Genomic DNA, 14,809 nt, shown 5'->3' with positions numbered 1-14,809 from the left:
ATGCCGCGGTGATCGTTGCCGGCATGTGTGACCGGTATGTGCGCCACGCGGCGACTGTCTAATCGGGCAGACTGCGGGCATGACGGAACGCCCGGTGCTGTATCTGGTCGTCTGCGCCGCAGGCCCGGCGGAGCACATCGACGAGCTGGTCGACCTCCTGATCCACGACGGGTGGCGGGTCTGCATGATCGTCAGCCCCACTGCCGTGCGGTGGCTCGACCGTCAGGCGTTGCAGGACAAGACCGGCTATCTGGTACGCGTGGAGTGGCGGATGCCCGGCGACCCCGAGCCGCACCCGCCGGCAGATGTGGTGCTGGCCGCCCCGGTCACGTTCAACACGGTGACGAAGTGGGCGCTGGGCATCAACGACACGCTGGCGCTCGGCGTCCTCAACGAGTCACTGGGCGCGGGCCTGCCGATCATTGCCTTTCCGCACGTCAAGGCGGAGTTGGCGGCGCATCCGGCGTACGCGGGTCACCTGGCGGTGCTGCGCGCCGCCGGCGTGGCCGTGGCTGACGGGAAACCATTGAACTCGGTGGACGGGCCGGAACGTTGGGGCGTGGTCATCGAGGCGCTACGGGCGGCGCGACCGTCCTGAGCAACTGCCGTTCGTTCCGCTTGTCCGGCGGTTCTTTGACGATATGCGTCGCGCGTATACCAGTGCTCTACCCAGCGTGTTCAATGGATAGGCTCGATGAAGCTGGATGGACGGAGCCGCCGGTGACCCACGCGAACTGCCCCCGGTGCGGCGGCCGGCTGGCCCGGGACAACGACAGCGGACGGTGTACGCCGTGCCAGGCCGCCGAACGGGACCGGTTGAGCGCACCGCCCATGGTGCCGGCGAGCTTCTGGCAGCACGAACCGCTGCGACAGGCCCTCGCCGAGCGGCATCTGGGGCGGGTGATCCGGGCGTACCGCTGCCATCCGTATCACGGGCGGGTCGCCTTGCCGCAGACCGTGGTGGCGGGGTGGTTGGGGATCACGCAGGCGCAGTTGAGTCGGGTTGAGAACGGCCCACCGATGGTGCACCTGGACCGACTGACGCACTGGGCGCGGCTTCTCCGGATTCCTGCTTCCTGTCTCTGGTTCGCTCTCCCCGGACAGCCTCAGCGATCAGTCGAGAAGGCCAAGGCAACCACCACCTCAGCCGATCCGGATGGTGCCGGGCCGGACGAGGGTCGGCGTGCCTTGTTGGCCGGGATCGCCGCTGTCGCTGCCGGCGCCGGGCTGCTGGGTGGCAGCGAACTGGTCCACCCTCGGCGAATCGGCACAGCGGATATCGCTCGATTGAACGCGGTGCTGGAGCTTTACCGGTCCGTGGACCGGGAATCTGGTGGTGGCCTGCTATATCGGGAGGTGGCCCGGTTCGCGGAGTCGGTATACCGGATGCTCGACTGGTCGCATCCAGCCGGGCTCACACCGCCCCTCATCACAGCGGTGGCGACAGCCCGGCAACTGGCCGGCTGGACCGCGCTCGACGCAGGCCGCCATGACGACGCCCAACGGCACTTCGTCGCTGGGGAGCGCGCAGCCTTGGCTGCTGACAATGCGCCGCTGGTCGCGATGATTCGGTACGCGCAGGCGAAGCAGCTTCAACACCTTCGGCACAACCGGGATGCCCTCGCGACACTGCAACTCACCTACGCCCAGCTTGGGTCACACGCGACCCCGGCGACCAAAGCCCTGCTGTGGGGCGCGGAGGCAGCCTCAGTCGCGGCACTTGGTGACGGCCAAACCGCTGTGAGAACCCTCGGGAAGGCGAGCGACCAGTTCGAGCGCATCGACAAGGAGCGCGAGCCGAACTGGATGGGCTTCTACGACCGCGGCGAACTGCTCGCTCAATACGGGCGGGTGTACCGGGACATGGCACGGCGAGATCGCAGGCACGCGTCGGAGGCGGTGCGTTGGGGCAGGGATTCCATCGCGGCGTTGAGCTCGGCGAACGTACGCAGCACAGTGCTCAACGAAGTCGGGCTGTGCAGCGCGCTGTTCCTGGCCGATGAGCCCGAGCAGGCCGTCGCGGTCGGCAATCGGGTTCTGGAGAAGTCGCAAATGATGATTTCTAAGCGGATCATCGATCGGGTGATCAACCTTCGTCGAGATCTCACTCGGTATCGGGAGGTTCCGGAGGTAGCCGCGTTCGGCCGGCGCATCACCGATTGGACCACGGACGCCGCATGACCGGGCGCTTCTCCGAGGCCGTGATGACGGAAGCCCTGCGGAACATCGCTGCCGCCCTTGGCGTCTCTCCTGAGGCTGCTCAACTGTTGCAGTTGACCAACAACGCCGTCTTCGCATTGCCTCGATCTGGACTCGTCATCCGGATCGCGCGAACTCATCAACTCCGCAGCCGGGTGACCAAGGTAGTTCAGCTTGGGCGTTGGTTTGCTCGGATCGACGCGCCGACGATCCGGCTCGCGCCGGATGTCAACCAACCGGTGCGAGTCGGCGGCGTCGTCGCCTCAGTCTGGTCCTACGTAAAACCGACACCGCCTGCTCCAACGGTGGAGGATCTCGGGCATGTTCTGCGTGAGTTCCATGCTCTCGACGCGGCGTCCATTGCACTACCGGCTTGGGATCCGGTCGGCGACGCCCGACGACGCCTGGTTGACGCCGAGGGTCTCGATGCGAATGACCGCGACTTTCTCGTGAAGTGGTGCGATCGATTGGAACCGCAACTCGTTGCGCTCAACCACCAGGAGGAGCCAAAGCTCGTCCACGGGGATGCGCATGTCGGCAACCTGCTGCGAGAGCCATCGGGCCGGCCGGTGATGTGCGACTTCGATGCCACGTGCATCGGGCCATGGCAGGTTGACCTGGCAGCGGTGGCGGTAGGTGAAGCACGGTTCGGAGGCACGGGCCTACACGAACGGCTGGCTAACGCCTACGGCTACGACGTGACCTCGGACCAGTCATGGACAGTCCTGCGCGAAGCCCGCGAGTTGAAGATGATCGCAGCCGCCGTGCCGCTCATTAGCAACTCGGCCAGTGTCGCGGAAGAGTTCATAAACCGCCTCCAGTCAGTGCGAAACGATGACCCGGCGGCCCGTTGGACACCCTTCGCCAATCTCTCGCCAAGCCACCAGGAAGTACGTCTGTCGGCGAACCGACACACCTGAAGAGACAGGAGACAGGGACGACAGCAAAGCGCCGGTACCGATTAGATTGCGTGGATGACGGATCTTGAGCGGGGTGTTTACGAACACCTCATCACTCGCGAGCTGGCTAACCAGCTCCAACACGTCGACCCCGCCCTGGTCCAGCACCACAAACTCGACCCCGCCGACGCGCACACCGCCCTCGCCCGGCACATCGCCACCCTGGCCGCCCGCGCTCTCCAATCCGTGCCGAGCGGTGACGACAAGCTCCACCACCAGGTCGAGATGGCGAACCGGATCGCCGACGCCATCACCGCCCTCAGCCCAAAGGCCGCGACTGAACAGGACCAGGTGACTGACGCCAAGCACCTGCTCCACGCCATCGCCGCCCCACCAACCCCACCGGCTCTGCCGGCTTTCCCGCAGCGCCCCACCACGCCCCTCTCCACCGGGGCGTTGCTGGTCAACGGCCGTCACCAGCCCCGCATCGGCCATGAGGTGAACCACGAGATGGCCTCGGCGGAGAGCGTCGACCTGCTCTGCGCGTTCATCAAGTGGTACGGCCTGCGCGTCGTCGAGCACGCCATCCGCGACCTGATCGCCCGGGGTGGCAAGGTCCGGGTCATCACCACCACCTACCTCGGGGCGACCGATCAGCGGGCGCTCGACCGACTCGCCGAGCTGGGCGCCGAGGTCAAGGTGTCGTACGAGACGCGGACCACTCGGCTGCACGCCAAGGCGTGGCTGTTCCGCCGCAGCAACGGCACCACCACTGCATACGTCGGATCGTCCAACCTGTCGAAGACCGCGCTGGTGGATGGCGTGGAGTGGAACGTGCGCATCTCGAACATCGAGCAGCCGCACGTCATCGACACGTTCACCGCGACGTTCGAGGACTACTGGAACGATCCGGCTTTCGAGGCGTACGACGCGGCCAGGGACGCCGAGCGGCTACGGCAGGCACTCACCGGAGAACGCCGCGATGAGTCACCGACCGAGATCTCGAACATCGACGTGCGCCCGTACCCGTACCAGGCGGAGATCCTGGCCGACCTGGACGCCGAGCGGCTGGTCCACGGACGCTGGCGCAACCTGGTGGTGATGGCGACCGGCACGGGCAAGACCGTGGTCGCTGCACTGGACTACCGGCGGCTGCACCGCAGCAACAGGGTGGACTCACTGCTCTTCGTCGCTCATCAGGAGCAGATCCTGCGGCAGAGCCTGTCGACGTTCCGGCAGGTCATGGGCGATGGCAGCTTCGGTGAGACGCTGGTCGCGGGCGAGAAGCCGAACGGCTGGAAGCACGTCTTCGCCTCCATCCAGTCGCTGCACCGCCGCGAGGTCGACCCCGAGGCGTACGACATGGTGATCGTGGACGAGTTCCACCACGCCGAGGCGCCCACATACACGCGGCTGTTGGAGCGGCTGCGTCCCCGCGTACTCCTCGGCCTGACGGCGACCCCCGACCGCGCGGACGGCGGCGACGTGCGCCGGTGGTTCGACGGGCGCGCGGCCGTTGAGCTGCACCTGTGGGACGCGTTGGAGCGGCAGTTGTTGTCACCGTTCCAATATTTCGGGCTCCACGACGACGTGGACCTGTCGCACCTCGCCTGGAAACGCGGCCAGGGCTACGACCCGGCGGAGCTGGACACCGTTTACACCGGCAACCACGCACGGGCGCGGTCGGTGCTGCGCGCGGTCCGCGACAAGGTGGACGTCGGGCGGATGCGGGCGCTCGGGTTCTGCGTGAGCATCGGGCACGCCGAGTTCATGGCCAGGTGGTTCAACGACCACGGCGTGCCGTCCGCAGCGGTGACCTCGCGGGCCGGCACCGATCGGGCCGGGCTGTTGCGCGACTTCAAGGCCGGCAAGCTGCGGGTGCTCTTCACCGTGGACCTGTTCAACGAGGGCGTCGACCTGCCGATGGTCGACACGATCCTGATGTTGCGGCCCACCGAGAGCGCCACGATCTTCCTGCAACAGCTCGGTCGTGGCCTGCGTCTCGACGACGACAAGCCGTGCCTCACGGTGCTCGACTTCATCGGCGGGCAACACGCCAACTTCCGCTTCGACCTGCGCTGGCGTGCGTTGACCGGGGTCAGCCGGCGGGCGGTCACCGAGGCGGTCCGCGACGACTTCCCGGGCTTGCCGAGCGGCTGCCACGTCGAGCTGGACCGGGTGGCAAAGGATGTCGTGCTCGCCAACCTGAAGAGCGCGCTGCCCACCTCGAAAGCCGGCCTGGTGGCCGAGCTGCGGCAACTCGGCGACGTCAGCCTGGCGACGTTCCTGCGCGAGACCGGCCTCGAAATCGAGGACGTCTACCGGTCGGCCAGCATCGGCGGCTGGACCGGCCTGCGCCGCCTCGCGGGCATCGAAACGTCCGCGCCCGGTCCGGACGACCGGGAGCTGGGCCGGGCCATCGGCCGCATGCTGCACACCGACGACACCGACCGGCTGGAGCTACTGACGAAGGTCGCGGCCGGACCGCCCGCGCCAGGCCAGCAGGTGTACGCGGGCAGCAGCCGGTTGCTGGACATGCTGCACTTCAGCCTCTGGGGCCCGACCGCACCGCTCACCACCCGCGATGAGCGGCTGGCGCGGCTGTGGAAGGAGCCGGCCCGCTGCGCCGAGTTGCGGCAGGTCGCCGAGGTGCTGCGGGATCGCATCCACCGGGTCACGCCGACCGCCGCCCCGAGTGCGGTGCCGCTTCGGGTGCACGCCCGGTACAGCCGCAACGAAGCATGTGCCGCCTTCGGCATGACCAACCCGGGGTCGCTGCGCGAGGGGGTGAAGTGGCTGCCCGACGCCCAGGCCGACCTGTTCTTCGTCACCCTGGTCAAGTCGGAGGCGCACTACTCCCCCACCACCATGTACGCCGACCGGGCCATCACCGACACGCTCTTTCAATGGGAGTCGCAGAGCACCACGTCGGCGGCGTCGGCGACGGGTCAGCGCTACACGTCGGGCGGGTCGACGGTGCACCTGTTCGTTCGGGAGACCCGCGTCGCCGACCGCGACCTGGGCGCGCCGCCGTACCTGTACGCCGGCACCATGACGTACGAGTCCCACACCGGTGACCGGCCCATGCGCGTCCTGTGGCAGCTTGACCACGCCCTACCCGCCGACGTGTACGCCACGGCCCGGACGATCGCCGCCTAGGGAAGCTGGGACAGGAAGGCACTGACCGCAGCGGCGAACTGCGCTTGCGCATCGTGATGCACGACGTGACCTGCTGGCAGCTCGACAAGCCGGGCCTGATCGGGGCGACGGGCGATCATCTCGCGAGCGTGGTCTGCCATCAGTTCATCGCTGCGTGTTCCGCGGATCAGAAGGGTAGGGCAGGTCACCGCTTCCCAGTCCGTCCAGTGGTCACCGTTGAGCGCTTTCTGGGACGCCACCGTGTCATCGATGTCGAAGGAGAAGCCCCAGCCGTCTTTCGACTCCCGGAAGGAGCACTCCAGATAGGGAGCCGCCCCACCCAGCGCCGAGGCCAGCGCATCGCGGGATGGTGCCGGGCGAGGAAGCCTGGTGGTGAACGACCAGTCGCAGTCGACGACCGCGCCGATGTCCTCGACGATCAGCGCGGTGACCCGGTCGGCGTGCCGGCTGGCGTACTGGTAGGCGTTCACCCCGCCGAGTGAGTGGCCCAGCACCGCAGCGGGGCCCACGTTCAGATGCTGGTGGAACGCGGCGACGTCGGCAACGTAGTCGTCCCGCTCATAGCTCTCGGCACGGTCGGACGCCCCATGCCCCCGCTGATCGAGCGCGATCACCCGCCATCGCGGCGCCAACGCCTCAGCCAGCGGCGCGAAAGCGGACGCCTCGTTGTAGTGCCCGTGCAGAGCCAGGAGCGGATGACCCGGACCACCAAAGTCCAGGTACGAGAGCTTCCGACCGCCAACCGTGAGGAACTCCCGCATGACCTGAAATCATAGATCAACAACCGTCGGCGAGAGGCGTTGAATGCGGTCAAGCCGCGTCCACGTTCGAAGCGAACCTGACGTCCAGCCTTCGGTCCAGGGCCCGGGCCAGACGCTCCAGGACCGGCAGGGTCGGTACGGTCCCACCCGCTTCGAAGCGGGCCACCGCAGACTGAGTCATGCCGGCGGCGCGCGCCAACTGGCTTTGACTCCAGCCATGCCCTTCGCGCAGGTGGCGCACCTCCTGCCCAAGCTCGAAGGCGATCCGGGTGGCCTCGTAGGTCTCGGCCGCTCCCGGCTCCGCCATCCGGCGCTCACGCAGGTCGTTCCAGTCCAGGCGATCACTCATCGCTCTGCCCCCTCGTTCACGATGTGCCGCTCCGCCACGCACCGCTCGAACGCGCGGCGAGCCCGCTCGACTTCCCGGTCCTCCCGCATTCGCGTCTTGCGGAACACCGTGAGCAGGATGATTCTCCGGTCGGAAGCTATCCAGTACGTCACGCGGACCGCGTCGCGCTCCAGATAAAACCGCAGCTCTCGCAATTTGCCATCAAGCTGTCTGCTGTGCGGCTCTCCTAGCAGCACACCCCGGCCAGCAAGAAGATCGATGTAGAACGCCGCGCGGGCGAAGTCGGCAGTTGGTAGTTCCTCCAGCCACTCTCGGACCTCTGGTTCCAGCTCCACGCTACCCCAACCCATAGCGTTGATGCTATGGGGTCGTTGTTCTCCGCGAGCGTTCATCCAAACGCGTGTCGTCGAGGACTATTGCGCTGCCCGTGCCCGGTCCCAGTCGGCGACAACGTCGCGACCGCATGTCAACCTCCCACTGATTGCGCATTAGGTTGAAACCTATGGAGCAGCGGATCAGCCTGATCACCTTGGGAGTCGCGGACGTAGCTCGCGCGAAGGCGTTCTACGAGCAGCTCGGCTGGCGGGGCCAGGAGGTCGAGGAGACAGTCTTCTTCCAGGCCGGCGGCCTGGCGGTCGTCCTGTGGGGCCGCGACAAGCTGGCCGAAGACGCCGGCATCGAAGGGCCGGGGACTGGTGCGATGACCCTCGCGCAGAACGTCCGCTCCCGGGCCGAGGTCGACGAGGTGATCGCCATGGCGGCGAGGGCCGGTGCCACGGTGACCAAGCCGGCTGAGGAGACCTTCTACGGCGGTTACGCCGGCTACTTCGCCGACCTGGACGGTCACCTCTGGGAGATCGCCTGGAATCCGGGCTTCGCCCTCGCCGAGGACGGCAGTCTCACCGTCCCCGATTTCAGCGCCATGAACTGAGCCGCGCAGGCCAGGGTCGCTGATCAGGGTGCCGATGAGGGGCAGAGCAGCGGGTCCAGTAGCGGCAGCTTCAGGGGGTCCAGGCAGATCGTCAGCAGCCCCGGGTCCGGTGGGGGCGTCGGGGTCGTGGTGGGGGTCGGCGAGGTCGACGCGGCGGGCGGCGTCGAAGGAACCGACGTGGGCGGGTCCGTGGGGGTCGGGCCGGGCGTCGGCGCTGAGCTGGCCGGCGGGGTCGGGGCGACGGACGGCGGGGCAGCCGGCGGCGGGGCCACCGCGATGGCTGGTTCCGCCACTGTGGAGGCGTCTGGTCGGGCCGGCGTCGTGCTCGACGGGGCGTACGGCGAGTTCGGGACGACACGGTTGACCGATCGGGTCCTGACCGTGGGTGCCACCGGCCCGACGGGACCGATTGGAACGAGGATTTCCCCCGCTCGCGGCACGTCCAGGACGATGGTCTCCGCGAGCGGCACCGGCCCCAACGCGTGGGGACCTGACGTCCCCGGGCCCAGCGCGCCTGGGCCGACTGTCGTGACCACCACGGCGGCGACGGCGGCGGCGACGAGCACGCGGCGGTCGGGGCGGACCGCGGTCAGGGGCGCGTCGTCCGGCCCGACCAGCGGCAGCGGCGTGGGCCGGGCAGCCCGGTGCGCGGCGAGCAGCGTGTCCACGTGCGCCAACACGACAGCGCGGTCCGCGGCCACCGCGAGGGTGAGATAGAAGCGGAAGTTCACCACGGCAGTCGCCGGGGCCAGCAGACCAGCGAGTCGACCGCGGTCGGGCAGCAGGGTGACCGGCACGTCGGGGTGGTGGGCCGGGCCGATCAGGTCGGCGTACCGCCACTCGCGCCGGTGTTCCCGGCCACCGAAGGCCACTCGTCGACTGGTCACCACGGCGATGCCGGTGTCGACGGCCCGCAGGCCCGCCGGCAGGACCTCGGACGAAGCCTCAGCGAGGGAGCCGAAACCGCCCGGGGTGGGCAGACCGGGGGTGTGCCGCGCCTCGGCCTCGACGAGCGTGGCGACGGGGAGGACGCGGAAGACGAGTTCGTCGTCGTCGAGGTCCACCGGTAGGCCGGTGCGGGGTTGCGTACACCCGAGGAAGCTGGCGGCTTCGACGCGGAGCCGGGCCAGGTGGTCGTCGCGGCGCTGCCAGGCGTCGGTGGCGTCGCGGTACGCGTGCTGCCGGCGCTGGTTCTCGCGCGCGGACCAGGCGATCCGCCAGGGGGACGAGGCCAGTGAGGTCACGGTCACACGCGGTACAACCGCTCACGTACGTGACAGGCAACGCGGGCCGGATCGATGCCTCCCGTTGCGCCCGAAAGGAGAGAATTGCAGGATCACGACCGACAGCGGCGGAGCCGGCCACGATCGGACCGGCTCCGCCTCAGGTCAGGACTACGGGCGCAGCGAGGTGAAGAACTTCCTCATCTCATCGGCGAGCAGGTCCGGCTCCTCAAGTGGCATGAAGTGCCCGCCCCGGCCCGGCTCGCTCCAGTGCCGGATGTCGAGGCAGGCCCGCTCGGCGATCGAGCGGGGCATGCCGGCCTGCGAGGGTTCGGTGCTCACCGTGAACGCGGCGGGCACGGTGATCATCGGCCGTGGGGTGTTGTGGTCGAAGTCGGCGTACTGCCGAAACGACGAACCGATCGTGCCGGTCACCCAGTAGAGCGTGATGATGGTCAGCAGGGTGTCCCGGTCGATGCTGTTCGCCAGGTCACCGTGGTTGTCGCTCCAGTCCCGGTACTTGTCGACGATCCAGGCAGCCAACCCGGCGGGCGAGTCGGCGAGCGCCGCCGCGAGGGTGTCCGGGCGGGTGCCCATGATGGCGCTGTAGCCGCCGTCGGTCTCGTCGTACGCGGCTTCGGCGTCCAGGTACGCCTGTTCGGCCGCCGACAGTGGACGGGCGTCGAAGCTGGCGGGGAACGGTGGGTGGATCATGTGGATGCCGGCCACCTGTTCCGGGTACAGGGCACCGAGCCAACCGGTGACCACTCCCCCGACGTCGCCGCCGAAGGCACCGTAGCGCTCGTAGCCGAGCACGTCGGTCATCAGCTCGTGCAGCGTCCGGGCCAGCATCGCCCGGGTGACCGGCTCGTCCGGGACCTCCGAGAAGCCGAAGCCGGGCAGCGAGGGCACCACCACGTCGAACGCGCCGCCGGGCCGGTCAGGGTCGGTCAGTCGGTCGACCAGCGGCAGCATCTCGACGAAGCTGCTGGGCCAGCCGTGGCTGAGGATCAACGGCAACGGCGCGGGCGCACCCGCCGGGCGCGCGGCCCGGACATGCAGGAAATGCAGCTTCCGGCCGCCGACGACGGCCAGGTGCTGGGGGTACGCGTTGAGTTCGGCTTGGCGAGCGGGCCAGTCGAAGCCGTCGTGCCAGTAGGACACCAGGTCCCGCAGGTAGTCGGGGTCGACACCGCCCTGCCACGGCTGGTTGCCGCTGCGGTCGGTGAATCGGGTCCGGGCCAGTCGGGCCCGTAGGTCGTCGAGGACCGCATCGGGTACGTCGATGCGGAAGGAAGAGAAAGACATTGGGTCCTCCGATAAGGAGGGCCGGTTGAGCCCGCCAGGGCGCTCCCCGACGCGAGAGGTCAGCTGAGGGGGACGGCCGAGAGGAGCGCCCAGGAATGACGATGTGTGGTCACCGGGCTCACCTCCTCTCGTGGCTGACGACGATCATGGTACGCGAAGGCGGTCAGCCGGCTCGCCGCCGGTCGGTCATCGGGTCGCGAGCCGGGAACCGCGACTGGGTCCGCGGCGGGTACGCCGAACAGTGTTCGGCCCACTGCTCGGCGGCGGCGACCAGGGCGTCCGCGGAGACGGTGAGGATCAGCGGGTAGATCGCGGTGGACGGGCGGCGCATCCACGGTGGCAGCGACTCGGCGGAGAACTCCACGATCAGTTCCAGCCGGCGGCGACGCAGCACCCGGCTGCGCAGGGCCAGGTTGGGTTCGGTGAACCGGACCAACGCCGGTGCGGCGTTGGCCCCGAGGGCGGCGGTGGCTTGGCCGTGCAGCCAGCCGCCGAGCGCACGGGCCTCCTCGACCATCAGGCTCGGGTAGTGGTGCGACCAGGTCTGACCGTCGGCGGTGCGGGCGTCCACCTCGATCAGCAGCCAGTCGTGCCAGCCGGTCGCGCCCCCGTCAGGGTCGTCGGGCGGGTCGATGCCGGGCTGGTAGCCGACGGGGCGTAGCCGCACCCGCGCGCCATCGTCAGACCGGATCTCCACTCGATCATTCTGGCCGAGCGAAGCGGACGTTAGGTGCGTAATCGGTCATTTGGTGATGGTTCGCCGTACGCCCTTGTGCTCGGCGCAGGCGTTGGACCGGCCGCCGGTCAGGCTGACCGAGCCGTCGCGGCACTGCACGAGGTAACCGCGACCCGCCCAGAACTGCGGTACGCAGTCGAACCAGTCGCACACCTCGACGGCTGGCTTGCGGATCCGGGTGCCACCGCAGAAGTCGTACCCGAGTGGGTTCGCCGGCGCTCCGCAGCGGGGGGCCTGGGTCGCGGTGGGCGTGGGGCGTGGCGACGTGGTCCGCTTCGACGACGGGGGCTTCGGCGCGAGCGTCGGGTTGGGCGGGCGCAGCAGCGCGGGCGCCACGCTGGCCGTCGGTGCCGGGGTCGCGGCGACGGCGACTTCCGGGCCACCGGTCGGGTCGGACGGGTCCGACTCGATCAGCGCCGCCGGCACCAGCAGCGCGATGGCCGCCGCCACCGCGATGGTCCGGCGGCCACCGGGCACGAACGACGACAGCCGGGCCTGCCCGGGCGTGGCCACCGCCGGCCGGAACGGCTTGAGCTGGGCGTGCTCGTCGATCAGCTCGTCGAGCTGGGCCAGCACCGCGGCGCGCTGTTCGATCGCGTCGGCGAAGGCCAGGGTGAGCTTGAACCGGAAGTCCGGCGCGGCATCGACGGGGAGCAACAACCCGGAGGTGCGCCGCCGGTCCAGCACCTGGATCAGGGTGACCGGCGCCGCCGGGTCGTGGGCCAGGCCGGTGATCCGACCGTACGCCCAGTCACGCCGACCCCGTCCGCCGAGCAGCACGAGTCGGCGACTGGTGATCACGGCCATGCCGGCGTCGGTGACGCGTACGCCGTCCGGGCGGCGTGGACGCAGCGGACCGTTTCGTGGGGCGACCGTGAGGTCCGGTGCGGGCAGGACGGTGGTGTGCCGCACCTCGACCAGTTGCGCGGCGGGTAGTGCCCAGAGCACCACCTCGTCGGCGGTCAACTCCAACGCCAGACCGGCACCGGCGGCCACCGAGCCCTGGAAGTCGGCGGCCAGGGCGCGGAGCCGCCGTAACTCGTCGTCGCGTCGCCGCCACGCCGCCTCAGCGCCGCGGTACGTGCTGACCCGCCGCACGTTCTGCCGGTGCGCCCACCGGTACCGCCAGGTCGAACCCGTCGAATCAGTCTTTGCCACGCCGACTCCTTCGCCGCGTAGGCCACCAATCTGGGGTGTCGCCGGTTTAACCGGCACGGCGCGGAGGCCAGACACGCCGAAACGGGCGAAGTACCCGATCGGCGGATCAATCAGCACGATAGGGGGATACTGGTGTCGGCGTTCATGTTCTCCGAGGGGGTGCGGTAGTGCCGGCAACCACGCGGCCCGGGGTGGTGATCGGGGTCGACATCGGCACCACCAGCACGAAGGCCGTCGCGTACGACACCGACGGGCGGCAGCTCGGCAGCCACCTGGCCGACTACCCCCTGGACAACCCGCAACCCGGCTACGCCGAGCAGGACCCGCACCTCATCCACGACGCGGTGCTCAGGACGATCAGCATCGTCGTGGCCGAGTTGGTCCAGCCGGTGGCCGGGCTGTCGTTCGGCTCCGCCATGCACAGCCTGATCGGGCTGGACCCGGACGGCAATCCCCTCACCCCGTCGGTGACCTGGGCCGACTCCCGGTCGACCCGACAGGCCGAGCGGTTACGGGCGGCACCGTCGGGGCTGGCCCTGCACCGACGTACCGGCACACCGATCCATCCGATGTCACCGCTGCCCAAGCTGCTCTGGTTCGCCGAGCAGGAACCGAAACTCTTTCAGCGGGTGGCGCACTGGGTGAGCATCAAGGACTGGGTGCTGCTGCGGCTCTGCGGCAGGCTGGTCACCGACCATTCGATCGCCTCGGCCACCGGCCTGCTCGACATCCACAAGCTGGAGTGGGACCCCGAGGCGCTGAGCATCGCCGGCATCACCGCGGAACAACTCCCGCAGCTCGTCGCGACCACTGCGGTGCTGCCCACCCTCACCCCGCAGACCGCGGCCGAGACCGGGCTGCCGGAGCACACTCCGGTGGTGGTCGGCGCGGGCGACGGACCACTGGCGAACCTGGGCCTGGGCGCGGTGCACCCCGGCATGGTGGCCTGCTCGATCGGCACCAGCGGCGCGATGCGGGTGATGGTCGAGCGGCCCGGAGTGGACCCGCTCGGCGGGGTGTTCTGCTACGCGCTGACCGACCAGCGCTGGGCGGTCGGCGGCGCAATCAACAACGGCGGGATCGCGCTCAAGTGGACCGGCACGGCGCTCGCCCCGGACCTGGGCGAGCACGCCGAGGAGGAGCTGGTCGCCGTGGCGGCCCGCGCGCCGGTCGGCTCGGGCGGGCTCATCATGCTGCCGTACCTGCACAGCGAACGGGCACCACACTGGAGCGCCCTGCCGCGTGGCGCGTACGTCGGGTTGACCCACGCGCACCGCCGCGAACACCTGATCCGGGCCGCGCTGGAGGGTGTCTGTCAGCAGCTCGCGCTGGTGCTCAGCTCGGTGCGCGCCGCCGGCAACGAGGTCCGCGAGATCCGGGCCGGTGGCGGTTTCGCCCGCAGCGGGCTGTGGCGGCAGATGCTCGCCGACGTGCTCGGCATGCCGGTGAGCTTCCCGACCGCGCACGAGGGGTCGGGCTTCGGCGCTGCGCTGCTCGGCATGGAGGCGCTCGGGCTGATCCCCAGCATCGACGTCGCCGCCGACCTGGTGCAGATCGAGGAGACGGTCCGCCCCGACCCGGCCGCCGCCGCCACCTACGCCGCGCTGCTGCCGCTCTTCGCCGAGCTGTACGACGCCCTCACGCCCACCTTCGCCTCGCTCCGCCGGATGGCCCCCGGCCTGCCCACCGGCCCGGAACCGCCAACCTGACGCGTGCCGGCCTAACAAATGCCGGCCTGGCGGGTGCCGGCCTGGCCGGTGCCAGCGGCGGGTGCCGACCTGACCGGTGCCAGCGGCGGGTGCCAGCGGCGGGTGCCGACCGGCTTCGCCCCGCCGACCCCCGCCCCGTCGACCGGATCCGGCTGGGGTCGGGGTTTCTGATGAGCCTGATGTCGGTGAGTCATCGTGATGCCCCTCAGTCATCACGCTCATCAGAGCGTTGCCGCCCAGACGGGTGACACCGGCCACGCCGGCCTCACCCGTCCCCGCCGCTTCATATCGTGCAAACGTGAGAAAAAGCGACAAGAAACGCTCATCTTCCCTGCTTGCGAACTCTGCCCGCGTACCCCTGAAATTGCTGTCGGCGG

The 14,809-nt window shown here is 69.5% G+C and carries 13 protein-coding genes; 6 read left to right on the top strand and 7 right to left on the bottom strand.

Features of this window, described 5'->3' with window-relative positions:
• The first annotated feature begins 79 nt into the window (after positions 1–79).
• From EV382_RS30650 to EV382_RS30635, 4 genes are all read left to right on the top strand, one after another.
• Positions 80–598, top strand: a complete 519-nt coding sequence (locus tag EV382_RS30650) for a flavoprotein (protein WP_130407624.1) — start codon at positions 80–82, stop codon at positions 596–598.
• 122 nt (positions 599–720) lie between these two features.
• Positions 721–2,181 (top strand): helix-turn-helix domain-containing protein, encoded by a 1,461-nt coding sequence (locus EV382_RS30645; RefSeq protein ID WP_130407622.1) that lies wholly within the window; start codon positions 721–723, stop codon positions 2,179–2,181.
• Positions 2,178–3,119: an aminoglycoside phosphotransferase family protein gene (locus EV382_RS30640; RefSeq protein WP_165435888.1), complete on the top strand. Its 942-nt coding sequence runs from the start codon at positions 2,178–2,180 to the stop codon at positions 3,117–3,119. The genes EV382_RS30645 and EV382_RS30640 overlap by 4 nt, the downstream gene beginning before the upstream one ends.
• A gap of 54 nt (positions 3,120–3,173) precedes the next feature.
• Positions 3,174–6,257: a DEAD/DEAH box helicase gene (locus tag EV382_RS30635; protein WP_130407620.1), complete on the top strand. Its 3,084-nt coding sequence runs from the start codon at positions 3,174–3,176 to the stop codon at positions 6,255–6,257.
• Here EV382_RS30635 and EV382_RS30630 read toward each other — a convergent pair.
• From EV382_RS30630 to EV382_RS30620, 3 genes are read right to left on the bottom strand one after another with little or no spacing between them, the layout of a single operon-like run.
• Positions 6,254–7,018, bottom strand: coding sequence for an alpha/beta fold hydrolase (locus tag EV382_RS30630; RefSeq protein WP_130407618.1), 765 nt, complete (start codon positions 7,016–7,018; stop codon positions 6,254–6,256). The two genes, EV382_RS30635 and EV382_RS30630, sit on opposite strands and share 4 nt — an antisense overlap.
• A gap of 49 nt (positions 7,019–7,067) precedes the next feature.
• Positions 7,068–7,367, bottom strand: a complete 300-nt coding sequence (locus tag EV382_RS30625; protein WP_130407616.1) for a helix-turn-helix domain-containing protein — start codon at positions 7,365–7,367, stop codon at positions 7,068–7,070.
• Complete coding sequence (locus EV382_RS30620) at positions 7,364–7,702, bottom strand: type II toxin-antitoxin system RelE/ParE family toxin (protein ID WP_208758519.1); 339 nt, start codon at positions 7,700–7,702, stop codon at positions 7,364–7,366. The genes EV382_RS30625 and EV382_RS30620 overlap by 4 nt, the downstream gene beginning before the upstream one ends.
• 167 nt (positions 7,703–7,869) lie before the next feature.
• On the opposite strand from EV382_RS30620, the gene EV382_RS30615 reads away from it, so the two are divergent.
• Positions 7,870–8,298 carry a VOC family protein gene (locus EV382_RS30615; protein ID WP_130407612.1) on the top strand — a complete coding sequence of 143 codons (429 nt, stop codon included), beginning with the start codon at positions 7,870–7,872 and terminating at the stop codon, positions 8,296–8,298.
• Between the two features lie 23 nt (positions 8,299–8,321).
• Here EV382_RS30615 and EV382_RS30610 read toward each other — a convergent pair whose 3' ends face one another.
• The 4 genes from EV382_RS30610 to EV382_RS30595 form a co-directional block, all read right to left on the bottom strand.
• Positions 8,322–9,542, bottom strand: coding sequence for a hypothetical protein (locus EV382_RS30610; RefSeq protein WP_130407610.1), 1,221 nt, complete (start codon positions 9,540–9,542; stop codon positions 8,322–8,324).
• A 150-nt stretch (positions 9,543–9,692) separates the two neighbouring features.
• The gene (locus EV382_RS30605; protein ID WP_130407608.1) at positions 9,693–10,829 is read right to left on the bottom strand and encodes an epoxide hydrolase family protein; all 1,137 of its coding nucleotides are present in this window, start codon (positions 10,827–10,829) and stop codon (positions 9,693–9,695) included.
• Between the two features lie 163 nt (positions 10,830–10,992).
• Positions 10,993–11,526, bottom strand: a complete 534-nt coding sequence (locus EV382_RS30600) for a WapI family immunity protein (RefSeq protein ID WP_130407606.1) — start codon at positions 11,524–11,526, stop codon at positions 10,993–10,995.
• A gap of 45 nt (positions 11,527–11,571) precedes the next feature.
• Positions 11,572–12,723 carry a hypothetical protein gene (locus EV382_RS30595; RefSeq protein WP_130407604.1) on the bottom strand — a complete coding sequence of 384 codons (1,152 nt, stop codon included), beginning with the start codon at positions 12,721–12,723 and terminating at the stop codon, positions 11,572–11,574.
• A 167-nt stretch (positions 12,724–12,890) separates the two neighbouring features.
• On the opposite strand from EV382_RS30595, the gene EV382_RS30590 reads away from it, so the two are divergent.
• The gene (locus EV382_RS30590; protein WP_130407602.1) at positions 12,891–14,432 is read left to right on the top strand and encodes a gluconokinase; all 1,542 of its coding nucleotides are present in this window, start codon (positions 12,891–12,893) and stop codon (positions 14,430–14,432) included.
• Positions 14,433–14,809: the final 377 nt, after the last annotated feature.

It is taken from the genome of Micromonospora violae, from assembly GCF_004217135.1.
Classification (GTDB): domain Bacteria; phylum Actinomycetota; class Actinomycetes; order Mycobacteriales; family Micromonosporaceae; genus Micromonospora; species Micromonospora violae.
This window is presented reverse-complemented; position numbering and strand designations above follow the sequence as displayed.

Coding starts and splice junctions, on each gene's coding strand:
- EV382_RS30650 (WP_130407624.1), top strand. CDS start 80: ATGACGGAACGCCCGGTGCTGTATCTGGTCGTCTGCGCCGCAGGCCCG.
- EV382_RS30640 (WP_165435888.1), top strand. CDS start 2,178: ATGACCGGGCGCTTCTCCGAGGCCGTGATGACGGAAGCCCTGCGGAAC.
- EV382_RS30635 (WP_130407620.1), top strand. CDS start 3,174: ATGACGGATCTTGAGCGGGGTGTTTACGAACACCTCATCACTCGCGAG.
- EV382_RS30630 (WP_130407618.1), bottom strand. CDS start 7,018: ATGCGGGAGTTCCTCACGGTTGGCGGTCGGAAGCTCTCGTACCTGGAC.
- EV382_RS30625 (WP_130407616.1), bottom strand. CDS start 7,367: ATGAGTGATCGCCTGGACTGGAACGACCTGCGTGAGCGCCGGATGGCG.
- EV382_RS30615 (WP_130407612.1), top strand. CDS start 7,870: ATGGAGCAGCGGATCAGCCTGATCACCTTGGGAGTCGCGGACGTAGCT.
- EV382_RS30605 (WP_130407608.1), bottom strand. CDS start 10,829: ATGTCTTTCTCTTCCTTCCGCATCGACGTACCCGATGCGGTCCTCGAC.